General features: G+C 67.4%; 26 protein-coding genes, 1 tRNA gene and 1 pseudogene. 13 read left to right on the top strand and 15 right to left on the bottom strand.

The features are described 5' to 3' along the window. The first annotated feature begins 12 nt into the window (after nucleotides 1–12). Nucleotides 13–2031 carry a sensor histidine kinase gene (locus Ato02nite_RS05600; protein WP_213005294.1) on the top strand — a complete coding sequence of 673 codons (2019 nt, stop codon included), beginning with the start codon at nucleotides 13–15 and terminating at the stop codon, nucleotides 2029–2031. Between the two features lie 55 nt (nucleotides 2032–2086). On the opposite strand, the gene Ato02nite_RS05595 is transcribed toward Ato02nite_RS05600, so the two are convergent. The 3 genes from Ato02nite_RS05595 to Ato02nite_RS05585 are packed head-to-tail and all read right to left on the bottom strand — an operon-like array spanning nucleotide 2087 to nucleotide 5400. Then, nucleotides 2087–3253, bottom strand: a complete 1167-nt coding sequence (locus tag Ato02nite_RS05595; RefSeq protein ID WP_213005293.1) for a glycosyltransferase 87 family protein — start codon at nucleotides 3251–3253, stop codon at nucleotides 2087–2089. Further along, nucleotides 3250–4557, bottom strand: coding sequence for a polyprenol phosphomannose-dependent alpha 1,6 mannosyltransferase MptB (gene mptB, locus Ato02nite_RS05590; protein WP_213005292.1), 1308 nt, complete (start codon nucleotides 4555–4557; stop codon nucleotides 3250–3252). The genes Ato02nite_RS05595 and mptB overlap by 4 nt, the downstream gene beginning before the upstream one ends. Nucleotides 4558–4602: 45 nt before the next feature. After that, nucleotides 4603–5400 (bottom strand): S-methyl-5'-thioadenosine phosphorylase, encoded by a 798-nt coding sequence (locus Ato02nite_RS05585; protein WP_213005291.1) that lies wholly within the window; start codon nucleotides 5398–5400, stop codon nucleotides 4603–4605. Nucleotides 5401–5525: 125 nt separating this feature from the next. Between Ato02nite_RS05585 and Ato02nite_RS05580 the strand changes: the two genes are divergently transcribed. From Ato02nite_RS05580 to Ato02nite_RS05565, 4 genes are all read left to right on the top strand, one after another. Continuing rightward, a complete protein-coding gene (locus tag Ato02nite_RS05580; protein ID WP_213005290.1) occupies nucleotides 5526–6083 on the top strand; it encodes a YqgE/AlgH family protein in 558 nt (185 codons plus the stop codon). Between the two features lie 54 nt (nucleotides 6084–6137). Further along, nucleotides 6138–6210: transfer RNA gene (locus Ato02nite_RS05575), tRNA-Ala, on the top strand. A 309-nt stretch (nucleotides 6211–6519) separates the two neighbouring features. After that, a complete protein-coding gene (locus Ato02nite_RS05570; protein WP_246606152.1) occupies nucleotides 6520–7539 on the top strand; it encodes an LCP family protein in 1020 nt (339 codons plus the stop codon). A 12-nt stretch (nucleotides 7540–7551) separates the two neighbouring features. Continuing rightward, on the top strand, nucleotides 7552–7899 hold the full coding sequence (locus Ato02nite_RS05565) for a hypothetical protein (RefSeq protein WP_246606149.1): 348 nt from the start codon (nucleotides 7552–7554) through the stop codon (nucleotides 7897–7899). Between the two features lie 3 nt (nucleotides 7900–7902). Here the strand turns inward: Ato02nite_RS05565 and Ato02nite_RS05560 are convergent, their stop codons facing one another. Both Ato02nite_RS05560 and Ato02nite_RS05555 read right to left on the bottom strand, forming a co-directional pair. Continuing rightward, nucleotides 7903–8418, bottom strand: coding sequence for a hypothetical protein (locus Ato02nite_RS05560; protein WP_213005288.1), 516 nt, complete (start codon nucleotides 8416–8418; stop codon nucleotides 7903–7905). Between the two features lie 75 nt (nucleotides 8419–8493). After that, nucleotides 8494–8898, bottom strand: a complete 405-nt coding sequence (locus Ato02nite_RS05555; RefSeq protein ID WP_213005287.1) for a helix-turn-helix domain-containing protein — start codon at nucleotides 8896–8898, stop codon at nucleotides 8494–8496. Between the two features lie 170 nt (nucleotides 8899–9068). Here Ato02nite_RS05555 and Ato02nite_RS05550 point away from each other — a divergent pair, with 170 nt between their 5' ends. Further along, complete coding sequence (locus tag Ato02nite_RS05550; RefSeq protein WP_213005286.1) at nucleotides 9069–9332, top strand: hypothetical protein; 264 nt, start codon at nucleotides 9069–9071, stop codon at nucleotides 9330–9332. A 12-nt stretch (nucleotides 9333–9344) separates the two neighbouring features. Here Ato02nite_RS05550 and Ato02nite_RS05545 read toward each other — a convergent pair whose 3' ends face one another. Beyond that, nucleotides 9345–10748, bottom strand: coding sequence for a stress response protein (locus Ato02nite_RS05545; RefSeq protein ID WP_213005285.1), 1404 nt, complete (start codon nucleotides 10746–10748; stop codon nucleotides 9345–9347). A 235-nt stretch (nucleotides 10749–10983) separates the two neighbouring features. Between Ato02nite_RS05545 and Ato02nite_RS05540 the strand changes: the two genes are divergently transcribed. Continuing rightward, nucleotides 10984–11676: an aggregation-promoting factor C-terminal-like domain-containing protein gene (locus Ato02nite_RS05540; RefSeq protein WP_213005284.1), complete on the top strand. Its 693-nt coding sequence runs from the start codon at nucleotides 10984–10986 to the stop codon at nucleotides 11674–11676. 7 nt (nucleotides 11677–11683) lie between these two features. Here Ato02nite_RS05540 and Ato02nite_RS05535 read toward each other — a convergent pair whose 3' ends face one another. The 8 genes from Ato02nite_RS05535 to Ato02nite_RS05500 form a co-directional block, all read right to left on the bottom strand. Continuing rightward, nucleotides 11684–12307, bottom strand: coding sequence for a LytR C-terminal domain-containing protein (locus tag Ato02nite_RS05535; protein ID WP_213005283.1), 624 nt, complete (start codon nucleotides 12305–12307; stop codon nucleotides 11684–11686). Then, nucleotides 12291–12806 carry an RNA polymerase sigma factor gene (locus Ato02nite_RS05530; RefSeq protein WP_213005282.1) on the bottom strand — a complete coding sequence of 172 codons (516 nt, stop codon included), beginning with the start codon at nucleotides 12804–12806 and terminating at the stop codon, nucleotides 12291–12293. The genes Ato02nite_RS05535 and Ato02nite_RS05530 overlap by 17 nt, the downstream gene beginning before the upstream one ends. Nucleotides 12807–12877: 71 nt before the next feature. Continuing rightward, on the bottom strand, nucleotides 12878–13201 hold the full coding sequence (locus tag Ato02nite_RS05525; protein WP_213005281.1) for a hypothetical protein: 324 nt from the start codon (nucleotides 13199–13201) through the stop codon (nucleotides 12878–12880). Nucleotides 13202–13388: 187 nt separating this feature from the next. Beyond that, a complete protein-coding gene (locus tag Ato02nite_RS05520; protein ID WP_213005280.1) occupies nucleotides 13389–13703 on the bottom strand; it encodes a DUF402 domain-containing protein in 315 nt (104 codons plus the stop codon). Nucleotides 13704–13727: 24 nt separating this feature from the next. Beyond that, nucleotides 13728–14123, bottom strand: coding sequence for a VOC family protein (locus tag Ato02nite_RS05515; protein ID WP_213005279.1), 396 nt, complete (start codon nucleotides 14121–14123; stop codon nucleotides 13728–13730). Next, nucleotides 14123–14647 (bottom strand): SRPBCC family protein, encoded by a 525-nt coding sequence (locus tag Ato02nite_RS05510; protein WP_246606147.1) that lies wholly within the window; start codon nucleotides 14645–14647, stop codon nucleotides 14123–14125. The genes Ato02nite_RS05515 and Ato02nite_RS05510 overlap by 1 nt, the downstream gene beginning before the upstream one ends. Next, nucleotides 14644–14961, bottom strand: a complete 318-nt coding sequence (locus tag Ato02nite_RS05505; RefSeq protein ID WP_213005339.1) for an ArsR/SmtB family transcription factor — start codon at nucleotides 14959–14961, stop codon at nucleotides 14644–14646. The genes Ato02nite_RS05510 and Ato02nite_RS05505 overlap by 4 nt, the downstream gene beginning before the upstream one ends. A 126-nt stretch (nucleotides 14962–15087) precedes the next feature. Continuing rightward, nucleotides 15088–15816, bottom strand: coding sequence for an NADPH-dependent F420 reductase (locus Ato02nite_RS05500; protein WP_213005278.1), 729 nt, complete (start codon nucleotides 15814–15816; stop codon nucleotides 15088–15090). 439 nt (nucleotides 15817–16255) lie between these two features. On the opposite strand from Ato02nite_RS05500, the gene Ato02nite_RS05495 reads away from it, so the two are divergent. The 3 genes and pseudogenes from Ato02nite_RS05495 (at nucleotide 16256) to Ato02nite_RS52805 (ending at nucleotide 17416) form a co-directional block, all read left to right on the top strand. After that, nucleotides 16256–16654 (top strand): hypothetical protein, encoded by a 399-nt coding sequence (locus Ato02nite_RS05495; protein ID WP_213005277.1) that lies wholly within the window; start codon nucleotides 16256–16258, stop codon nucleotides 16652–16654. Nucleotides 16655–16794: 140 nt separating this feature from the next. Then, complete coding sequence (locus tag Ato02nite_RS05490; RefSeq protein ID WP_213005276.1) at nucleotides 16795–17049, top strand: type II toxin-antitoxin system Phd/YefM family antitoxin; 255 nt, start codon at nucleotides 16795–16797, stop codon at nucleotides 17047–17049. Continuing rightward, nucleotides 17046–17416, top strand: a pseudogene (locus Ato02nite_RS52805) (type II toxin-antitoxin system VapC family toxin). The gene Ato02nite_RS05490 and the pseudogene Ato02nite_RS52805 overlap by 4 nt, the downstream one beginning before the upstream one ends. A 353-nt stretch (nucleotides 17417–17769) precedes the next feature. Here Ato02nite_RS52805 and Ato02nite_RS05480 read toward each other — a convergent pair. After that, complete coding sequence (locus Ato02nite_RS05480) at nucleotides 17770–18393, bottom strand: helix-turn-helix domain-containing protein (RefSeq protein ID WP_213005275.1); 624 nt, start codon at nucleotides 18391–18393, stop codon at nucleotides 17770–17772. A gap of 876 nt (nucleotides 18394–19269) precedes the next feature. Between Ato02nite_RS05480 and Ato02nite_RS05475 the strand changes: the two genes are divergently transcribed. The 3 genes from Ato02nite_RS05475 to Ato02nite_RS05465 form a co-directional block, all read left to right on the top strand. Beyond that, nucleotides 19270–20019 (top strand): nucleotidyltransferase domain-containing protein, encoded by a 750-nt coding sequence (locus Ato02nite_RS05475; protein ID WP_213005274.1) that lies wholly within the window; start codon nucleotides 19270–19272, stop codon nucleotides 20017–20019. Next, complete coding sequence (locus Ato02nite_RS05470; protein ID WP_213005273.1) at nucleotides 20016–20567, top strand: hypothetical protein; 552 nt, start codon at nucleotides 20016–20018, stop codon at nucleotides 20565–20567. Before Ato02nite_RS05475 ends, Ato02nite_RS05470 begins: the two co-directional genes overlap by 4 nt. After that, nucleotides 20495–21113, top strand: a 619-nt coding sequence (locus Ato02nite_RS05465; protein WP_213005272.1) for a hypothetical protein, incomplete at its 3' end; no start/stop codon positions are given. The genes Ato02nite_RS05470 and Ato02nite_RS05465, both read left to right, overlap by 73 nt.

Genomic DNA, 21113 nt, shown 5'->3' with positions numbered 1-21113 from the left:
GAAGGGCATGGCATGTCCGACACGTTGAACCGGTCGCTGCGGCGCACGCTCGGCTTCACCGTGCTGTACCTGGTCGCCACGTACGCCGGGCGGCTCACGGTCATGGACGCCACGAACCTCAGCATGATCTGGCCGGCGGCCGGCATCCTGGCGGTGTGGTTCACCACCCAGCGGCGGTCGCCGTGGCGCTGGGTGGACGGGGCCGCGCTGGCCGTCGTCACCATGGCGGTCAACCTGGCCACCGGAGCGAGCGCCCGGGCCGCGGTGGTGTTCGTGGTCGCCAACCTGGTGCAGGGTGTCGTCTTCGCCCGGCTCTTCGACCAATGGCTGCCCGACTTGTGGACGCCCTGCGGGCGGACGATGACCCGGTTGTCCGAACTGTGGCGGTTCATCGCGGCCGCGGCGGCCAGCACGGTCGCCGGCGCGGGCCTCGGCACCCTCGGCATGTGGCTGATCAACGGACACTTCTCGTACGAGTCAACCCTCGTCTGGCTGGCCCGCAACACGGTCAGTGTGCTGCTCATCGGCATCGGAGCCCGGCGGATCGCCTGGATCTGGCAATCGCGGCGGTCGCGCACCGGGCCCGGCATCTGGTCGGCGCTCGGCCCGGCCCGGCGGATCGAGTACATCACCCTGGTGGCCGTGTCCCTCCTCGTCTACGGGATGATCTTCGGCCTGGCCAACGGCCTGCCGCTGGCCTTCGTCGCGATCTCCCTGACCATCTGGGCCGGCCTGCGGATGCGCACCACCTTCGTGGTCCTGCACGACGTGGCCTTCGGCGCCCTCGCCATCCTGTTCACGCTGCACGGCACCGGCCCGTTCGCCGAGATCGCGGCCAACCCGATGCGCGCCCTCGTGGCCCAGCTGTTCGTCGGCATGGTCGCGGTGGTCGGCCTGGCCCTGGCGCTCAGCCGGGACGAGCGGGAGGCGCTGGTCGAGCAGTTGCGCGAGTCCGAGCGGGCGGCCGTCGAACAGGCCCGGACGATGACCACGATCATCGACTCGATGGCCGAGGGCCTCGGCGTCGTCGACGAGGACGGCCGGCTGCGGGTCCGCAACCCGGCCGCCACCCGGCTGCTCGGCGTGACCAGCGACGACGACATGATGCGGGAGAACCGGTTCTACGGCCTGTTCCACCCCGACGGCACCCCCCTCGCCGAGGACGACTACGTCTACCGGCAGATCTTCACGGGCCGCTACCGGGAGCCGATGGATCTGCTCATCCGCAACGCGGCCGTGCCCGACGGCCGGATCGTCCAGGTCACCGGCTCCGAGGTGGCCGCCTCGGCGGACGGCCGCCGGCAGGCCGTGATCGTCTTCCACGACGTCACCGCCGACCGCCGGCACCGCGACGAGCTCACCTCGTTCGCCGGGGTGGTGGCGCACGACCTGCTCAACCCGCTCACCACGATCGAGGGCTGGTCCGAGGCGCTCGCCGATGACCTGGGCGGGGCGCAGGGCGACAGCGTGGCCCGGATCCAGCGGGCCGCCACCCGGATGCGCAGCCTGATCAACGGGCTGCTGGCCTACACCACGGCCCGGGACGCGAGCCTGTCGCCGACCGCGGTGGACCTCGACGAAATCGTCCGGGACATCGCCACCGGGCGGCTCGACAACGCGGCCGGCATGTCCGCGCCGATGCCCCGCTTCGACATCGACGACCTGGCCGTCGTCGACGCCGACCCGGTGCTCACCCGGCAACTGCTGGAAAACCTGATCGGCAACGCGATCAAGTACACCGCGCCCGGAGTGGTGCCGCGCATCGCGGTGTCCTGCGAGCCGACCGGCGACGGCTTCGTCCGGGTAGCGGTGGACGACAACGGCATCGGCATCCCGGCCGGCCAGCACGACGCGATCTTCCAGAACTTCCACCGCGCCCACACCGGCCAGGGCTACGCCGGCACCGGCCTGGGCCTGGCCATCTGCAAACGAATCGTGGAACGGCACGGCGGCACCATCAGCGTGGCCGGAAATGACCGCGGCGGCTCGCGAATGACCTTCACCCTGCCGCTCCTCGGCCGGCGGGCCTGACCTACGGGACGGGCGCTTTGCACCCGGTGCCTCGGGACGGGGTCTCCTGCGGTTGTCAACGCTCCCGCGCGTACTCCTCGAATGCGGAGCGACCATCCGCCTCGCGCGAGATGACCGCGGGTTTCGCGGTCAGCGCGATCAGAACCGCGATGCTCAGCCAGACGTAGGTGTTGCTGCCGGGGAAGGCCGCCCAGCCGTGCGGATGGGCCCACCAGAGCCAGACGATGCTGCTGCTCATCACGACGAAACCGGCGAACAGGACGGCCAGCCGCCACCGTCGTTCCCGGGGCGGCGCCGACAGCGCGCGGTCGATCAGCCGGAACAGGCCGGGGATCAGCCACACCAGGTGATGCACCCAGCTGATCGGGCTGATCAGGACGGCGATCACGCCGGTCACCGCGAAGCCGGTGGCCGCGTCGGGCCGGCGGGTGCGCACCCACCAGGACCAGTACGCCAGTACCAGCACCACGGCCACCAGCCACCACGTCGCCGGCGCGTCCAGGCGGGCCAGCACGCCGCGCAGCGACTGGTTGGAGACGTGGTAGAGCCGGCCGACCCGGCTGGTGTCCCAGACCGCGTCGGTCCAGAACTCGCGGGAGGCGTCCGGCGCCGCCAGCAGGGCCAGGACCGTCGCGCCGGCCGCGGTGACCGTCGCGGTGGCCGCCTCCCGGTAACGCCGAGCCAGGATCAGGTATCCGATGAAGACCGCGGGGGTCAGTTTGATCGCGGCGGCCAGGCCGATGCCGACGCCGGCGAACCGCTTGTTCCGCAGGTCGCCGCAGACCAGCACCAGGAGCAGCAGATTGACCTGGCCGTAACTGAACGTGTCCCGGGACGGCTCGAACAGCAGGAAGCCCAGGAACATCAGCGCGCAACCGGTCCAGACCGGCGCCCGGTAGCGGCGCAAAATCGGGACGAAGTACCAGCGCAGCAGCAGGATCACCGCGGCCGAGTTCAGCACCAGGCTCGCTGCCACCGCGACCGGCCAGGACGTGATCGCCAGCGGGCTCATGGTCAGCGCCGCGAACGGCGGATAGGTGAAGCCGTACTCGGTGCCCTGGTAGCGGTACCGGTAGAGGTCACCGCCGTCGAACAGCCAGTAGCGGACTGCGCCGCGGTAGACACCCAGGTCGAAGAAGTGCCGGAAGGTCGGGACGGTGGCCAGGAAGAGCGCCACCGCGGCCGCCGCGACGATCACCAGCACGATGCGGGCGATCCTCATCGGATCGCCTTCACCGTCTGCGGGAGCGTCACCACGAAGAACGCGACTATCCCGATCAGCGCCCCCAGCACGGCCAGCGACACCCGGTCGGCGTCCGCGGCGAACCCGTCCGGCAGCACCACCAGCACCAGCGCCGCGCAGAAACCGGCCAGAATCCGGCGCACCCGCTGATCGGCGACGGCCGCCGCCAGCGGGACCAGGCCCCACACCACGTACCAGGGCCGGATCGCCGGGCCGAACACCACCACCGCCGTCAGCACGATGCCGAGGCAGTAGACCGGGCCGAGCCGGGTGCGATAGTTCCACACCGCCCCCGCCACGATCACCATGGCCAGCGGGCCCGCCCAGCGCCACACCTCGGCGATCGGGGTGCCGGCCGACCACCGGCCCAGCAGCCCGGTCAGCGACCAGTTCTCGGTGGTGATCGGGGTGGCGAGGGCGCTGATCCAGCCGTACCCCGTCCCGGCCACCGCGGTGATCGCCACCGTCGCGGCGACGGCGGTCGCGGCCACCTTCGCCCACGCCCACCGCGTCGCCCAGATCGCCGCCACCGCCCCCAGACCGAGCAGGGCCGGCCACTTGACCAGGCCGGCCGACACCACCAGCAGGGTGCCCACGATCGGCCGGTGCCGGACCGCGGCCGCCAGGCCGGCCGCCAGCAGGCCCACCATCAGGGCATCGTTATGGGCGCCGGCGATCAGATGAATCAGAACCAGAGGATTGAGTACGGCCAGCCAGGTCGCGCTGGACGGACTCACCCCCGCCTCGCCCGCCAGCACCCGCACCGAGACCGCCAGCATGACCAGGCCGGCGATCGCGAACAGGCGCAACGCCACAATCCCGAGCAGCAGGTGGGCGTCGAGCAGGCCGGCCACCGCCCGCGCGACGAGCAGGAAGACCGGACCGTACGGGCTCGGCGTGTGCTGCCAGATCGCCGGCACCTGGTCGGCGACCACGCCACCGAGCAGCGCCGGGCCGTGCCGGTAGACGTCCATCCCCGAATCGATCATCAGCCCCTGCGCGAGGTAGCTGTAGACGTCCCGGCTGAACATCGGCGGGGCGAGCAGCAGCGGTGCCGACCACAGCGCCAGGGTGCGCCAGTGCGACTCCTCCCGGGCCACCCGGCCGTACCACCACCAGGCGAGCAGGAGCAGCAGAAGTCCGGTGTAGACACCGACCAGACCGAGCCGCGCATGACGGCCGACGAAGCCGATCGGGAGGGCCCCCGCACCGAATCCCCCCGCGGCGATCAGGGCGGACCCGGCGAATCCGACGGCGCGCGCCGAGGCGCGATCATTGAGCACGGCTGCACCTTCTCAATGGACGGTGTCGAGCCGAGTGACTGCTCCTTACGGCAGGGCGAACGGAAGCTTGATGCCGTCGAGGGCACTCCCGCACGGGCATTCCCGCGCGGCCGGAAGTTTGGTCACGGCCTCCAGGAGTACGCCCCGGAGACGCTCGGTGTTCTCCGCGAACACCGAGAACACCTCCTCCTGGGTCACCCCGTGATCGCCCTCGACCCCCGCGTCCAGGTCGGTGACCAGCGCGATCGTGGTGTAGCAGAGGGCCAGCTCGCGGGCCAGCACCGCCTCCGGGTGCCCGGTCATGTTGACGACCGCCCCGCCGATCGCGGTGAACCACCGCGACTCGGCCCGGGTCGAGAACCGTGGCCCCTCGACCACGACCATCGCGCCCCCGTCCACCGGCTCGACCTCCCGAGCCGCCGCGAGCAGCACGGCCCGCCCGGCCGGGCAGTACGGGTCGGCGAAGGAGACGTGCACCGCGCCCTCGTCGTAGAACGTCTGCACCCGCCCACTGGTCCGGTCGATCAGCTGGTCCGGCACCACGAACGTGCCCGGCCCGAGCTCCGGCCGCAGCCCACCGACGGCGCACGGGGCGACGATCTGGCGTACTCCTAGCGCGCGAAGAGCCCACAGATTCGCCCGGTAGGGGATTTTGTGCGGCGGGAACCGGTGATCGCGCCCGTGGCGCGGCAGAAACGCGACCCTTCGGTCCCCCACCTGCGCCACCGTGATGGGGTCGGAGGGTGGACCGTAGGGCGTGGACACCTCGAACTCCTCGGCGTCCTCCAGGAGTGCGTACAGTCCCGACCCGCCGATCACACCGATCTCCGCCGCAGCGTTCATGGGCAGACCTTATCGGGGCCCCGAGTCTCGGGCTAATGTGCTGGGCATGGCGTTGGTGGAACACGACCCCCGTGCGCTGTGGGTAGCCCGTGCATAGCGAGGGTCAGCGGATCGGAGGCCGGTCGATGGAGTCGATGACCGGCCGTTTGCTGGTGGCGACTCCAACCCTCAAAGATCCGAACTTTGATCGTACGGTCGTCCTGCTCGTGGCCCACGAGACCGGCGGCGCCCTGGGCGTGGTGCTCAACCGGGCGACCGAGGTCCCGGTGGCCGACGTCCTGGGCGACTGGGGCTCCCTGGCCGGCGAGCCTGCGGTCCTGTTCGAGGGCGGCCCGGTGCAGCCCGAGTCGGCGATCTGCCTGGCCCGCACCCGCCCCGAGGTGAAAAAGCGGGTGACCGGTTTCCATCAGGTGTCCGGCGCGCTCGGCACGGTCGACCTGTCGGCCGACCCCGACCGCATCCGCGACAGCGTGGCCGGCATCCGGGTCTTCGCGGGCTACTCCGGCTGGTCAGCGGGCCAGTTGGAGGAGGAGATAGCGTCCGGCTCCTGGTTCCTGCTGGACGCCCTGCCCGGCGACCCGTTCATGGCCCGCCCCGACGACCTGTGGGGCATGGTCCTGCGCCGCCAGGGCGACATTCTGGCCGCGGTGGCCCACTTCCCTCCGGACCCCCTCCTGAACTGACCCCTCGGGGTTGTGTAGTATTTCCTCCGTGCCCGGCTGAGCCGGGGGCGGTAAGGGGCTGTGGCGCAGCTGGTAGCGCACCACACTGGCAGTGTGGGGGTCAGGGGTTCGAGTCCCCTCAGCTCCACCCCGAAGAAAACCCGGACAGGCGTCCGGGTTTTCTGTTTTGATGCGGTCACCGGCTCAGGACGCCCTGGAAGACCGACCTCCAGCGCTCATCAACGCGGGCCCGCCGTCCGGTCGGCGACCGAACCCGGACACCGCCGCAAGCATCGGCCGAACTGCTACGAATCCGCCGATCCGGGCGGCTTCGCCACGCCCCGCCCCACACCGGAAGCCCGCCCTCACGGGTCGAAAAGAAGCGCCGATAGGTCTGGGGAGTGGGCAGATCCTCGGCTGAAGGCGGGTGTGAGTGCGCTGGGTTAAAGCGGTCCTCGTGACCATCACGGTCCTTGCCGCCCTCGCCGGGGCCGGTTTCGGGGCATCTGTGCTCTATGCCGACCATGTTGCCGGGCAGGTCGGCCGGGACGACATGCTCGGGCAGGCCGCCGCACTCCCGAAGATCACCAAGGGCTCCGAGTACGTGGTGGTCACCGGCCCGTCCACCCTGCCCACCGCAGTTCCCGGCATCGGCCTCGGGGCCGGCGAGAACTTCCTCGTCCTCGGCGTCGACACCCGCGTCGGCTGGACCCAGGGCCAGTCCCGCAGCGACACGATCATGCTGGTGCACGTGGCCGGCGACCGGCGGCACGCGAGCATCGTGTCGTTCCCCCGGGATTCGTACGTCTATATCCCGCCGGTGGCGGGCCGGTGGGCCGGCGGCAAAACCAAGATCAATGCGGCGTACGCGTGGGGCGGCGCACCGCTGGTCGTGCAGGTCGTCAGCCACCTGACCGGGGTCGGCATCGACCACGTGGTCCGGGTCGACTTCGCCGCCATCCGGAAGATCACCGACATTGTCGGCGGGGTCGACGTGACCGTGCGCAAGACCGTGCGGGACGGCCGCACCGGCCACCGGTTCAAGGCGGGCGTGAACCACCTGGACGGCAAGGAGGCCGAGATCTACGTACGCCAGCGCTACGGTCTCGCCGAGGGCGACTTCGACCGGGTCAAGCGGCAGCAGCAGTACCTGCACGCGCTGACCGGCAAGGTGCTGTCGATGGGCGTGCTCACCAACCCCATCCGCCTCAACGAGCTGCTGTCCGAGGCGGCCCGGTCGCTGGTCGTCGACCAGGCCCTGGACCTGGGCCGCACCGTCCGCCAGCTGTCCGGCCTGCGCCAGGACGACCTCGCCTTCACCACGATCCCGTCGACCGGTTTCGTGCACACCACCGCCGGCACCGCCAACCGCCTGAACACCGCGGGCTGCCGCGCCCTGTTCCTGGCGCTGCGCACCGACACGATGACCGACTACTTCCGCACCCACAAGGGCTACCAGGCGGTCACCGGCGCCTGACATGGTTGCCGGATGAGCGACCCCGACGAGCTTCGCCTGCGACAGCGCGCCGCCTCCGGCGATCAGGACGCCCTCGACGCCCTGATCGCCCTGGCGGTGGACCGCGAGGACCTCAACGAGCTGCGCCGGCTGGCCGACGCGGGCAGTTCCGACGCCACCGACCACCTGGTCGAGCTGGCCACCGACCGGGGCGACCTGGCCGAGCTGCGCCGCCTCTCCGACCGGGGCCACTCCGACGCGACCGACGCCCTGATCGAGCTGGCCGGCGAACAGAACAACCTCGACGAGCTACGCCGCCTGGCCGCGATGGGCAGTTCCGACGCCGCCGAGGTCCTCGCCGAACTCACCGACGACGACTGAACCTCAGCGCTGGGGTGGGGTGCGGCGTAGCGCTCGGACGTTGGCCTCGGGTGGATCCGGGGTGGCGGCGTTGCGCATGCCGTTCAGGTAACCGTCGGTTTCGCGGCGTTCACCGAACTCTGCCGTCAGGTCGGCCAGGCGGTCGGTCAACGCCTCGAGGTCCCGCTCGCGGTCGGCGGCGATCTCGGCGCGCAGGCCGGCCAGCAGGCCGCTCAACTCGCCGTCGGGGCCGAGGGGCTCCTGGTGCAGGCGGAGCTGGCGCAGGATCTGGTCGCGGGCGAACACCACCAGAACGGCCAGCCAGGAGAGCACGAAGAAACCCGTGACGATCGAGAACACGGCGATCGGCCGCAGGTTCGGCGGCGGCGGTGGCAGGCCGTTCGGGCCCGGTGCGGGCGTCTGCCCGGACGGCATCGAGGTCAGCAGGGTGACGATCAGCGCGCCGGTGGCCGCGGTGGCGACGATGACCGCGACTACGAGCAGTTTGCTGATCTGAAGCTGGAATCCCCGCTCGGTCATGGCTTGGAGGCTAGTGACCCGGAGCCGCCAGCGCGACCATCGACCAGCGACAACGTGCGTTCAGGCGGGTATCTGTCACCCGGACTTGCGACGCCGCAGCAGTCTCCGATAGGGATCGAGCATCCGATCGAGGACCGTCTCCAGTGCTTCGCGGTCGGCGCGCGGGATCGGTGAGTCGTCGGCGAGGAACCGGCCCAGCTCGTGAACCAGCGGATGAGTGGCCGGCGCGGCCGGGGCCGGGCCGCTGAGCCGGTCGGGGTAAGCGGCCAGCACCAGTTCGTTGATGCTGCGGCCGAGGACCGGCGCGATCCGCTCGATCGACTTGATGGTGGGCCGCTGTTCCTCGCTCAGCCAGCGCAGCACCACCGACGGGTCGGTGCCGACGGCCCGCGCGAAGTGGGTCGGCGTCGGGAACCGGGCGGCCAGGATCGCTTCCTTCAGGTAGGCGCCGAATCCGGTGGCGGGCCGCGGTGGTGCCATCGGCACAGCATAGGCCCGCCCCTAGCACGGTCCCGTCCACAATTCGGACACTGCCGGGGGACTCACGGACCATTGGTTCCGGGATTGGCCACTGCTACTGTCGTTGTCTCGATAACCAATGACCCCGGGTGTGAGAGGTCGTGGCAACCGTGATTCGCACGATGATTCTGGTGAGCATCCTCGTGTGTGTCACGGCGTTGTTCGTGACGCGGCACATCCGCTCACGCCAACGCCACCCGGCACCGGCGGCACCGGGTGCTTCCGTGGCGGCGGAAGCACCCGGTGCGGTTATCACCGTCGTGCCGCCGCCCCGGCGCCGGCACGACAACAGCGGCTTCTCGCATTTCACCACGAACCACCGCGGCTACCGGCAAATGCCGCGACGGCTGGAGCTCAAGAAGGGGACCACCGGGCAGCCCCCGTTTATCGACTGATCGTTCCTTTCGCTACGTTCGCCACCTGGGCAGACCCTCGAGCGGAGCCTGGACTTCCGGCTGCTCGCCCGTCCCGGCCTCCGGCCCGTCCTGCGAAGAGATCGCGCTGGAGATCAGCGCCTTGGAGACCGGCTCCGCCTCGATCACTTCCTCGGCGGACCTCAACTTGGGCGGCGCCGGCATCCACGGCTTGAGGTTCTGGATCACCTGCCCGTAGAAGCCGTCGATGGCGTCGAGAACGGAATCGATGAACGACCCTCGGCCCGTGCCGCGCTTACCACCGGCCGCCGACGTCGCCGCCACCCGGAAAGACCGGATCTCCCGACCGGGATCACCGACGAGCACCGCCGGGCTTTCGCGCACCGTCCTCAGGAGTTCGGCGTTGCCGGGACCACGCGAGTAAGCCGCGAACGACTCCAGGCGCACCGACTCGGGGGCGTCCTTGAGCTGACGCACGAGCCAGTTCACCCGGGTCGTGGGACGCCCTTCCCTGGGTGCGTCCACATCGACGTGGCAGGTGATTTTCGAAGCCCGCAGGTCCGCGGTTATCGACAGCACACCCACCGCACCCGGGATGCGCAACGCGGCCGTCATCGCCCCGGTAGCGGCAAGCTGCGTGATCAGGTTCTGCGTACGCGCCGCGGGTTCCGCGAGTTCGCGCCGGCTGAGCGCGGGCACGATTTCGGTGCCGAGCTGCCGCCCGAGCTTGAGACCCGCGAACCGCACCAGCGCGTCGAACCGTCCGACGATCTCGGACGCGGCAGCATCGGCGGCTCGGAGCGTGCCGGCACCGACGGAATCCCGGACCGAAACCCACCGCGGACCCATGTCACTGAACTCAAGGGCTCCGGACCTCGGGTGCTCGAGATAACGGATCAGCTCCCCCAGAACCCAAGCCTGGTCAGGGTCGGCGACTCCGCGGTATTCCTTCTGCATCACCGCCGCCGTGAGAACCTCCGACCAGGGCAGGTGATACAGAGCGACCTTCTTGAGTTTCCGCTTGTCGACAGTGGTCGGATGCTGACCGGCTATCGGGGGAATCTCGTTCGAGATCGTGATCAGCGCATCAAAGCCCTGGTCACGAGCAATGTCGAGGTAGTGCTCGAGCTGCTCGGTTTGCAGTTCGTTGGTGCCGGTCTTGACCTCCACCAGAGCGGTCCATCGGCGCTGGCCGCGGCTCACCCGAATAAGGCCGTCCGGGAAAAGCTTGCCCTCGCCGTACTGGAAGGGAACCTCGATGAACGTTTGCACCGTGCCGGCCGGCGCACCGAGCGGTTGCGTCAGCGCTCGGCCGAACTCCCGAACCGCGCTCATGACCGCCAGCAACGCGGACGTCGCCCGTCGTTCCTGCTCGTCCGCGCCGTTGATGCCCGATGTCGGAATGAGTCTGGCGGCAAGCCAGGTGTCTTCGGCCATTGATCACTCCTCGTAACGAAGGTGGCACGCACGCTAGCTGGAGTGATGTGCCTCACGTCTTGCCCGTGTGGTCAGTAACCGGTGACCGTCCGTACGGAATCGTGACGCTCCGTTTTGGCGGCGGTGACCGTCCGATATGACCGGTCGCGCGTCGGCGCGGCGGTGTTTACCATTGGCGCCCGCGTAGGCCATGGTGTTGCGCGAGCATCATCGCCCCCCGACGAAGGGATGCTTTGTGAACCGGCCCTGGAGCCGCGTAGGCATTCGTGCCGCCGCGATAGCCCTACTGGTGGCAGGCGTGGCAGGCGGCGCCTACATGGGCCGGGACCATGAGCCGCAACATCTCTCCGCCCAGGTCTCCCTGGACGTGGCGCAGGTCGACACCGATGACATGCAGCTGCTGAAGCAGCGCCAGCGTGACCACGTGGCCGCCCGGGCATACCAGCGTCAGGCCGAGGGCGACGCCGCCGACAAGGCCGCGACCGAGGCCAAGACGGCCGCGACCAAGGCCCACGACCTGAACGTCAAGATGGCCGCGGCGAAGAAGGCCGCGGCGGACCGGAAGAAGGCCGAGGCCGGCGGGCCGGTCGCCTACACCGGCCCGATCCCGACGAGCTGCAACGAGTACAGCGGAAGCCGAAAGATCGGCTGCGCCCTGCTGCTCGACGCGGGCTTCGGCCTCGACCAGTTCCCGTGCCTGGACAAGCTGTTCAAGAAGGAAAGCGGCTGGAACTACCGGGCCGAGAACCGCAGCTCCGGCGCTTACGGAATCCCCCAGGCCTTGCCGGGCAGCAAGATGGCCTCGGAAGGCGCCGACTGGAAGACGAACCCGGCAACCCAGATCAAGTGGGGCATCGGCTACATCAAGGGCCGCTACGACACCCCGTGCAAGGCCTGGTCCCACTCGGAAGCCGTCGGCTCCTACTGATCGACACTCAGCGCGACACGACGGTCGGGCACTGCGGCGGTGCGGTCGGCTCGCCGGCGGCGGCGAGGTTCTGGTTGAGCTCGGTGGTGGTGGTCAACCGGGTGAAGGCCGGGCCGAGGGCCAAATCGACCGTGTCGTCGTGGCGTTCGGGGTCGAACCGCATGGTGACCTGGCCCTGCACGACGGCCCGCAGAAGGTTTGCCGCGCCGATCGCGGTCGGGCCGTAACTCAACGTGGCGGCGCCGACGGCAGGGTCGTTGCTGGTGCCGGTGGCCACCACGGTGAAGGAACGGGCGCGCAGTTCGGCAGCCGTCGTACCGGGCAGTCCGGCCGGCGCCCCGCCGTCGAGGACCCGGATCCGGACCGCGTCCGGGCTGTCGGGCAGCGCGACAACGCAGGCCGCGAGCGGAGAACTCCGATCGGCCGACTGGTTCGCGGTCGGGCTTTCCAGGCTCCTGGTGACCGTGATCCCGGCCGTCGTCGCTATCACCGCACCCGCCACCGCCAGCGCGGCCATCTGCTGACGGCCGCGCCGACGGCCGCGGGCCCGCACGGCCGCGGCCGGCAGAACATGCAGATTCTGTACGTCGTCCGACAGCTCCCGCAGTTGGTCCTCAACGGGACGTGACATCGCTGATCTCCTGATCTTGTTCGCCGAGCAACCGGGCAAGGGCGGTCCGCGCCCTCGAGAGTTGTGCCTTGACGGTCCCCGCCGGAATGCCGGTGGTCGCCGCGATGTCGTTGACCGACATATCCAGCAGGTAGTGCAGGGCGACGGCCTGCCGCTGCGCTTTCGGTAGCTGTTGCAGCGCGTCGACGACGGCCACCCGATCCGGCGATGGGCTTCCGGTCACCTCGACCGGCGGACCCATCCGGGCACGGGCAGCGACCCAGCGCCGCACCCCGCGCCACCGGTTGGCCATGAGCCGCCAGGCGACGGCGCGGACCCAGGCCTCGGGATCGTCGTATCCGCCGACCTTGGACCAGTGCTGCCAGGCCCGGGCAAAGGCTTCCTGGGCGATGTCCTGCGCATCACCCCGGTCGCCGCAGGCCGCATAGAGGTAGACCACAACGCGCCGAACCGTCGCGATGTAGAAGGCATCAAAGTCGGCGCTGTCGCTGCCCGCCATGTCCCCCGCTTCCCATCAGTGCTTGCACACTGGAGAACACACCGACCAACCCATCCCGGTTGCAAAGAACTTCAGCGAACCTTTGCCACCGCCCGCCCGGCCGCCCCGACCAGGACCAACCCGACCAGGGCGGCCATCAGAACAACACCGGCCAAGGCGTACGACCCGGTAGTCAAGGCAGCCGCGAAGACCCCGATCGACAGGATCGACCCGAACGCGCCGATCGACAGCACCGAGCCGATCGAACCGACCGAAAGAACCGAGAGCACCGAGGCGACGGACGCGACCGACAGAATCGATCCGTACGACCCGACGGACAGAATCGAATCCTTCGAGCAGACGCTCAGTATCGAGCCGCTGGACCGATACGACAGGACGTTCTTCAAACGAGGCATGTACTACATCCTGGTGCGCCACGGCCGGCCGGTAATCGCTCCACCTACGGATTCCAGGATCAACCGGTTGGTTGACGGAAGCGTCCACTACCGCTGGGCGCAGCTACTGAGCGTGGCCAAAAAATGCAACACCAACTAGCCAGCGCTATAGCTCAGATAACAGCCCCCATGACCACAAAGGCATAAATCACGCCAGATCAGTTTGCGGGTCGTCAATCGATTCGGACCGCGGCCTGAACGGCAGAGCGGCGAGCGCCGCAATGGCTCGAGGCGGGAAGTCCGGCCAGCTGTCGCGCCGGATGTCATGCCGGCGGTTCAGGTGCCGGTCGAGGAACCTTTGCGTACGGCGGAGCCCGTCGACCCCGACCGCGGCATCGATGTCGCCGGCGGCGATCGCGTCGGCGTACTCATCGAGGTCGAGGACCCGGTAGGGATGGTCGGGCGGCCCGACGATCACGTCGATCCAATGATCATCGACATGCACGGTCACCGGAGTGAACATCCGCCGATGATGCCACGGCGGCCGTCAGGCGCCGGCCGGCTTCACTTCGAGCTGCGCGATGTCCCAGGTGGACAGGCAGAACGGGTGGCCCGCCGGATCGGCGTAGACGAAGCAGTGGTCAGAGTTCGGCTGGAAGTCGAAGCGGGTGGCGCCGGCGGCGAGGACACGCGCCTCGGTGGCGGCGAGGTCGTCGACGAAGAAGTCGAGGTGCATCTGCATCGGTACGGCGCCCTTCGGCCACACCGGCGGGCGGAACTCGTCGACCCGCTGGAAGCCGATGACCGCGTTGGGCCCGGTGACGGTCGCCCAGTGGGAGGTCCCCTGGGCCACGCCGCCGGTGATCACGGCGTAGAACGTGGCCAACTCGAGGGCGTCCGGCGCGTTGACCGTGACGCCGCTGAGCCTGATCGTGTCGGACATCAGTGGAGCTCCGCCCGCTCGTACGTCGGTGTCAGCTCTGCCCAACGCGCACGCCACGTCGGCTCCGGCGTCTGCTCGGTCCACGGCTGCAGACCGGCCGCCGACCCGCCTTCCAGCGACCGCGCGAGATCCTCGAGGTGAGCCTGCCACCCGGCACCGTAGAAGTGGAGACGTTCCGCCGGCAGGCCGCGCTCCTCGACAACCAGGCGCGTCCGGGGGCCCTCCGCGGTCAGCCATGCCTCGATCTGGGCCTCGTCCTCGGTGCCCGGCTCGGTGGTGAGCAGCAGATGGTGGGGCTTCTCGCAGACGTCGATGCGCCCAGGGCCCGTCCAGGTGCTGGTGAAGACGGCGTGGATCAAGCCACCGACGCGCAGGTCACCGGAGACCTTGGCGATCCAGCGGGCGAGGCGTTCCGGATCGGTGCACGCCTCCCACAGGTCGTCGATGTCGGTGTCGTAGACGTCCTCGACGCGCACCGCTCCGCGCGTCCCGTCGAGCGACCGCATGGTTCCGACGATCTTCACTCGCGCACCTTCTTCCCTCGGGCGATCTCCGTGTGCAGGGCGTCGAGTCGATTTCGCCAGAGCGCGCGGTAAGGCTCCAGCCACTCGTCCACCTCGACCAGCGCTTCCGGCCGGAGCGAGTAGATCCGACGCTGCGCGTCCTGACGAACGTCGACGAGTCCGACCTCCCGCAGCACACGCAGGTGCCGCGACACCCCCGGGCGGGCGATCGGAAGCACAGCCGCAAGCTCCCCAGCCGTAGCCGAACGACCACGAAGAACCTCGAGCACCGTCCGCCGACTCGGATCAGCCAACGCCTGCAAAACAGCATCCATAATGCCCAAGAGCGTAACCATCAAGGTACGTAACAACAAGGGTACATAAGACCGAGTCCAGGTTCAGCGCAAGCAAGGCGCCAACCGCAAACCTCGCAACGCGGGGCAGCCGACCCACAGGTCTGGTTAGGCCGCGGCGAGTGCGTCGCGGACGACCTGCGCGCTCGCCGGCGTGCCGGGAAGGACTCCGTACTGGCCGTAGGGAGCGACGTAGACCGGGGTGTCCCGCTGGGTGCGCCGGTTCTCGGCCAGCGGCCCGGCATCGACGGTGTCGTAGCCGAGGCTGTCGAGCAGCTCGGTGACCACCTTCTTGGCGGCGGCATCGTCACCGGCGATCGGCAGCGCCGATCGGTCCGGGCTGCCCGCCGGCCGCGGGAGGGTCCGCAGGTGATCGAACCAGATATTGTTGAATCCCTTCACCACGCGGGCTTCCGGCAGGTGCTTCTGCAGCAGCTCGCCGGTGGTGGTGGAACCGTTCTCCAGCTCGTCAAACACGCCGTCACGGTCCGGGTAGTAGTTGTTGGTGTCGATGACGACCTTGCCCGCCAGCGGCTCGACCGGGACTTCCCGGTACGCCTTGAGCGGCACGGTCACTACCACGACGTCGCCGGCTGCCGCCGCTTCCGCCGCCGTCGCGGCACGCGCCTTGGGTCCGAGCTCGGCCACCAGGTCCTGAAGGGTCTCCGGGCCACGCGAGTTACTCAGCACCACGTCGTGACCGGCGGAGACGGCCAGCCGAGCCACGGTGCTTCCGATGTTGCCACTGCCGATGATTCCAAGCGTCGTCATATCGGCGCGAACCTCGCCGGCCGACCCCAGATTCCACTCGGCGACCCACCGTGACGGGCGGCACATCAAGCCGGACCGGAGGCGCTTCAAGCCGACTGCAGCATCGGCGCACCGAACCGCAAGCGGTGGCCGGTACCGCAACCACAGCACCGTGGGGCGTCCGAGGGCTCGGCCCACGGAGCAGACAAACCGAAACGGCCCCCGGTTCGCGCTTTCCGCGAACGGGGGGCCGTTAGGCAGTGGAGATGCTCATGACCTACTCGAACTCGCGAGTTGACCTGGAGGAACCTCGGGGGGTCAGTCCTGGGGGACACCACATCAGCGCCACCGAGCGCACTCCGAAAGCAAGACTGAGGCGGCCATCCGAGTAACGTCCGAGTCAACTCCACGTTCGGGGATAGAGCTCAAGTCAGCAGTTCAGACCCCCTGCACCAACATTCCGGACGATTCTCAATATGCTTTACATGCGCTTCCCGCTGGGATAGCCTCCTCGCGGAGGTGGCAGATGGCGTTGATCGAGGTCGATCAGAACACCAAACAAGCAGTGTCGCTCGCTGCCCGCATGGCGAATGTAAGCGAGGGTGAAATCGTTCGCCGCCTGGTCCGAGGCAGCGCACCACCGAGGGAAGACGAGAAGATCACGCCAGGCGTCGCCATCTTTGCCGACTACGAAGGCCATCGCGTGCGAGCAAGGTTCTACGCACCGGCTCGGGTCGAGATTGTTGACGGACCACTGGCCGGACAGTCATTCGGTACGCCGACGGGCGCCGCCCGCGCCGTCGTGAGGCACTACAACCCAAGCATCAACGACAACCGCAACGGCTGGACCTTCTGGCAAGTCGGCAACGGCACGGGAGTGAGGACATGGCTGCAGTCGATCCGGCCCTCCGCCGACCAGCGCTGATCGCCCGAGACCGAGCCGGCGCCCGAGGAAAGGCGCTCCGCGCTCCAACCCCCTCACGCCGGCGCCGCACAGGTTACCTGAGCTGCACCTCTGACCGGAGTCTTCTCGGCTGGACTAGTCTCCCTGTTGAGGGGGTCGCCATGTCTGAGCCGGCTGCAAACTTCAGCATCCATGATGCCGAGGCCAACCTGTCACGCATCATCGATCGCGTGGAACATGGCGAGGAGATCATCATCAGCCGCGCCGGCTCACCGGTCGCGAAAGTCATCCCGCTCAAGCAACGTGTCAACCGGACCGGCCGGGGTTCCCTGGCCGGACGCCTGCTCATGTCTGATGACTGGGACTCGTCAGAGGTGAACGAAGCCATTGCCGGCGATTTCGGGCTCGCACCGTGAACCTGCTACTCGACACCCACGTCGTGCTCTGGTGGCTCGCCAACGATTCAACGCTTTCCGAAGATGTCAAAGACCGCCTCGACCATGAGCCGTACGTATATCTCAGCTCGGCGACCGTCTGGGAAGTCGCATCAAACAGTCGCTGGGAAAGCTAGGTCCGGAGAACATTCCCGAACTCGTACGAGACAGCGGTTTTCACCTCCTGTCCATTACCGCAGAGCACGGCATCACAGCCGGCCGACTCCCCATGCACCACCGCGATCCCTTCGATCGGATGCTGATCGCACAGGCACAGACCGAAGGGCTGACGCTAGTCACCCGAGACGCGGACATCCAGAAATACGACGTCCCCATCCTGGCCGTCTGACCAGACGCAGACACGTGAGCTGGCTCGCTCACACTTGCCTATAAATACCGGAATGGCCTCCAGGTCCTGGGACTCCACGCCAGGCACTCCGAACTGAGGATTGCCCGGGATCGTAAAAGCCGGGCCGTCGGCACCGAGCCACCGACGCAGAGTTCCTGGAGGGGTACCGATGGGACCCGCCGAGCGACTGGCCGACAAACTCCGACACCCCGTCGAGATCCGCTCTCGCCAAACGAAAGCCACCGACCAGATGATGCCTCGAACGACAGCCGAGGCATCATCTGATCTTGCAGTGGAGGTGCTATCGGCCTACTTGAACCTTGAGGAGCAGCCAACACGAGTGCTGACCATGCTCAGGCGGGCGGCGCGGGATCCCTTGCCCGCCCCGGGTCGGCCGGGTCCAGCCCGGCGATCACGGCCAAACTTGCCGCCGGCAAGTCGAGCGCCCGGGCCAGTTCCTCGATCAGCATCCGCTCGGGAACCAGCGCTCCGGCTCGGAGCCTATTGATCGTCGACTCTGCTCGCCCGGTCCGGTGGGCCACCTCCTTGAACGACAGGCCGCGCATCTCCGCCAGCAACTGGAACACGGCACCGAAGGCGTGCGGCTCCGGCTCCCCCGCCGGGGCGAGCCCCGGCCCGATGACTACCTCCCCGATCTTCATCTGCCAGCGGAGAAGCCGGTCTTCCAAAAACCTCACCCGCGCCGAGAACGGCAGCACCTCGCCGGCGTCTCCGTTGAGAAGACCGGGCACGGTCACCTCGACGACCTGCATGACCTCGGGCGACAGGGCCCGGGATGACGAGCTGGAACGCGCCGCTCCCACTTCGGCGACCCGCCAACCGCGATTCCACCACGGCAACTCGCCCAGCAGCGTATCGAGGAACGGCGCCAGGACCGACTGGTCCGCGGGCACGAGCCGGTCCGGGGGACCGTGGGACCGCCGGAAGGTCAGCGCCTCGACCACGGCGGTGCTCAACAGAGACTGTCCATTCATAATCGCCAGATGGTATGGCGTCCCCAATGGGAACGGCACCGCCGGACAGGCGGCGCCTCGCCCCCTCACGGAAGCGAAACCACCGGATCGGCGACGCGGTTCAGCGTGACCCGCAGGTAGACGGTGCGACGAAAGCCAACGGCGGTGGCCTCATCAGGCCACCGCCGTTGATCTTGCAGTGGACCTGCTGTCTGCTTACTTGAACCCCGTGGATCGGACACAACATCCGCGAGACACGCACGCCGAGCTACATGCGCTTGGCCTGACGGCCAACGAGCCTAAATCTCGGAGCGGGTGCCATTGAGACGCGCGTGCCATTGAGATCTGATGGATGGTCGTGCCCTGCGAAGCGAGGAAGGCTCGGCCGCCAGACTGCCCTTCCGTTAGCAGCTCGCCGATTCATCTCGCGAACAGAACTTTCTCCGCCGCACTACGACCGAAGCGCATAGGAAGTGGACGGATCACGCCCCTGCCTTGAGCTGGGAGGCCGTCCTTTGGATGCCGATTGCCTCTTGAAGCACATCGCTGGCCGGCGTAGCCGTGCACTCCAACGCTGCAGAACGGAGCCCGATCCTGAGCGCGTTGGAGGCCACTTCGGCCGCGTACATTGATCAGCACGACGTCATGGTCAACAACCCGCGAGGCAGCGAGCAAGCCTCGGGTCGCATCACCTCTGATCATGACTTCGCCGGGAGGCAGCACACTTCATCCCAAGCTTCTTCGTCCCAATTGCGAGCTTTGGTCACCATACACCGTTACGCGGCCCTGCAGCTTCTTCGGCGAACACACCAGGAGGCCGGCCCTCCGATCGCGAGTCACCCGACCAAACTTGTCATACGCCCGCAGTAGCATGCAGCCATGTCAACCGCGGCCGCAGTACAGAAACTTCAACAGGCCAAAGAAGCCTCGGATGCCCTTGCAAGCGTTCCAGAGGTAGCGGGTGTTGTTCTCTTCGGTTCGGTTGCCCGCGGCCGCGCAAGCCGCGACAGCGACATCGACCTATTGATTCTAGTGACCGCAGATGACTTGGAGATAACCGACCTCCGACACCACTTGCCGATTTCCCTGCGCGAGGTGCCGATATCATTGTCATCGCATACCTCTGATGGCCTAGCAGCCTACATTCGTCGCTGGTCGCGCTTTGGCGCACACCTTCGACAAGAAGGAAAGATTTTACACGATACCGGCGACCAACTGCGCACCCTTTTATCGGATGAGGTGCCGATATCCGTCGAATCTGAGCTCGACACGCAACAACACCACCTGCAAACCTACAAACACGTCGAGCGGTTCGGCGGTCGTTTCCTATTCCCATTGGCTCATCTACACAGGATCGGCCGCGCCACCGCATATGCGCTCCTCGCAAAGGAGGGTGTCTTGGAGTTCGACGGAAAGTCGGCCTTTCAGGAACTCCTCGCACGACACCCGACCTGGACTGAAGACATAAATGTCATCATGTCTCTCGGCCCCTTTTATAAACGAGTAAGAATCGACAGCTCGGACATCGAACTTCCGTTCGACCCCACTGGGCCTGAGGCCGAGCGCAAGCTGGTAGAGGCGCGCGAGGCGATCTCTCGGCTCTTGGAACGAAGCCGTGAACTGCCGTGACTCCACCGATTGAAGAGTCTCTTTTCGACTTCATTGACGACTTTGCTAACCAGCTCAAGACTGGCAAAATTGGTCGCTGGGATACGGTTGAGCGCTCCTCCGACATGCTGGCTTTCTGCGAATCTTTCTTCGATCAGTTCTTCGGGAGCTTAGGCAGCTCAATTACTGGTTTCGGTCGCAAGTCGAAACAGAACGCCGGGGAACTCGCCGAACGCCTGCATCGCGACGAACCAGACAGCACCAGGGACGCCCGCAGGATCATCGTCATGTTCGAAGAGTTCTGCGACATGTACAGCGACCTATCAAGCAACTACAGCAGTGGGAGCGACGTTACGTATGACATCTTTCACGAGGACTACCTGACTCGTCTCTTGGGGCTGGCCGGCGACTGGGCTACCAATACGGGACAAGAATCTCTCGCTGCACGAATAGAACAGTGCTCACGGACGTACGAGGATGCAGTTGAGGACACAGAATGGTTGACGAAAACGAGAAAGAAAGAATCCGTTTGGCAGAAGCTGACCTCGCGCGGACGAACGAATTCATAAAGGGCGTTATCGCAACAGGTGCCGCCCTTCGAGGATCATCCGTCACTATTTGGCTTGCATTGCTCGGATTCGCCTTTCAGCAGAAGCTCTCACAGCTCGGGTTTTTGGCAGCGATAGTGGCGGCAATATTCGCAATCCTCGACGGATACCACGGATGGCTCTATCGGGAGGCATCCGGGCACGCGGTTCGCACCGAAAGGCTAGTCACCGGGTATTACGACATGCTGAGTCGGTCTGGCGACGATCCCGACGTAGCAGTACGGTTTCGGGGACAGCTTCGCGCCCATCGCATTGGTCTTTTCACGGGCTTTCAAACGCACTTTAGCTTCAGGCAACTGTGGCAAGCGAGGCCCGCTGTGGTTTACCGCGTGCTCTATCCCGCACTCTTTGCGATTGCGCTACTGTGCGGTTTGCTGCTTCAGCTTAACCTGATCGGAAAACCCGGTACGCCGAGACCAACGCATGTAGTCATCGAAAACGCTCCAGGGAGGATAGATCCGGCGCCAACCACGAACAGAAGCCCCTTGGGCCTGCCCCGTTTTGACG

Origin of the sequence: Paractinoplanes toevensis, assembly GCF_018332695.1 — a bacterium.
In the GTDB taxonomy this organism is placed as follows: domain Bacteria; phylum Actinomycetota; class Actinomycetes; order Mycobacteriales; family Micromonosporaceae; genus Actinoplanes; species Actinoplanes toevensis.
This window is presented reverse-complemented; position numbering and strand designations above follow the sequence as displayed.

Excerpts from the sequence above, each read along its gene's own strand:
- Ato02nite_RS05495 (WP_213005277.1), top strand. The coding sequence starts at position 16,256 with ATGGCGTTGATCGAGGTCGATCAGAACACCAAACAAGCAGTGTCGCTC.
- Ato02nite_RS05520 (WP_213005280.1), bottom strand. The coding sequence starts at position 13,703 with ATGTTCACTCCGGTGACCGTGCATGTCGATGATCATTGGATCGACGTG.
- Ato02nite_RS05530 (WP_213005282.1), bottom strand. The coding sequence starts at position 12,806 with ATGGCGGGCAGCGACAGCGCCGACTTTGATGCCTTCTACATCGCGACG.
- Ato02nite_RS05585 (WP_213005291.1), bottom strand. The coding sequence starts at position 5,400 with ATGAACGCTGCGGCGGAGATCGGTGTGATCGGCGGGTCGGGACTGTAC.
- Ato02nite_RS05505 (WP_213005339.1), bottom strand. The coding sequence starts at position 14,961 with ATGGATGCTGTTTTGCAGGCGTTGGCTGATCCGAGTCGGCGGACGGTG.
- Ato02nite_RS05500 (WP_213005278.1), bottom strand. The coding sequence starts at position 15,816 with ATGTGCCGCCCGTCACGGTGGGTCGCCGAGTGGAATCTGGGGTCGGCC.
- Ato02nite_RS05545 (WP_213005285.1), bottom strand. The coding sequence starts at position 10,748 with ATGGCCGAAGACACCTGGCTTGCCGCCAGACTCATTCCGACATCGGGC.
- Ato02nite_RS05525 (WP_213005281.1), bottom strand. The coding sequence starts at position 13,201 with ATGCCTCGTTTGAAGAACGTCCTGTCGTATCGGTCCAGCGGCTCGATA.
- Ato02nite_RS05515 (WP_213005279.1), bottom strand. The coding sequence starts at position 14,123 with ATGTCCGACACGATCAGGCTCAGCGGCGTCACGGTCAACGCGCCGGAC.
- Ato02nite_RS05565 (WP_246606149.1), top strand. The coding sequence starts at position 7,552 with ATGAGCGACCCCGACGAGCTTCGCCTGCGACAGCGCGCCGCCTCCGGC.
- Ato02nite_RS05555 (WP_213005287.1), bottom strand. The coding sequence starts at position 8,898 with ATGGCACCACCGCGGCCCGCCACCGGATTCGGCGCCTACCTGAAGGAA.
- Ato02nite_RS05580 (WP_213005290.1), top strand. The coding sequence starts at position 5,526 with ATGGAGTCGATGACCGGCCGTTTGCTGGTGGCGACTCCAACCCTCAAA.
- Ato02nite_RS05490 (WP_213005276.1), top strand. The coding sequence starts at position 16,795 with ATGTCTGAGCCGGCTGCAAACTTCAGCATCCATGATGCCGAGGCCAAC.
- Ato02nite_RS05535 (WP_213005283.1), bottom strand. The coding sequence starts at position 12,307 with ATGTCACGTCCCGTTGAGGACCAACTGCGGGAGCTGTCGGACGACGTA.
- Ato02nite_RS05560 (WP_213005288.1), bottom strand. The coding sequence starts at position 8,418 with ATGACCGAGCGGGGATTCCAGCTTCAGATCAGCAAACTGCTCGTAGTC.
- Ato02nite_RS05595 (WP_213005293.1), bottom strand. The coding sequence starts at position 3,253 with ATGAGGATCGCCCGCATCGTGCTGGTGATCGTCGCGGCGGCCGCGGTG.
- Ato02nite_RS05600 (WP_213005294.1), top strand. The coding sequence starts at position 13 with ATGTCCGACACGTTGAACCGGTCGCTGCGGCGCACGCTCGGCTTCACC.
- Ato02nite_RS05475 (WP_213005274.1), top strand. The coding sequence starts at position 19,270 with ATGTCAACCGCGGCCGCAGTACAGAAACTTCAACAGGCCAAAGAAGCC.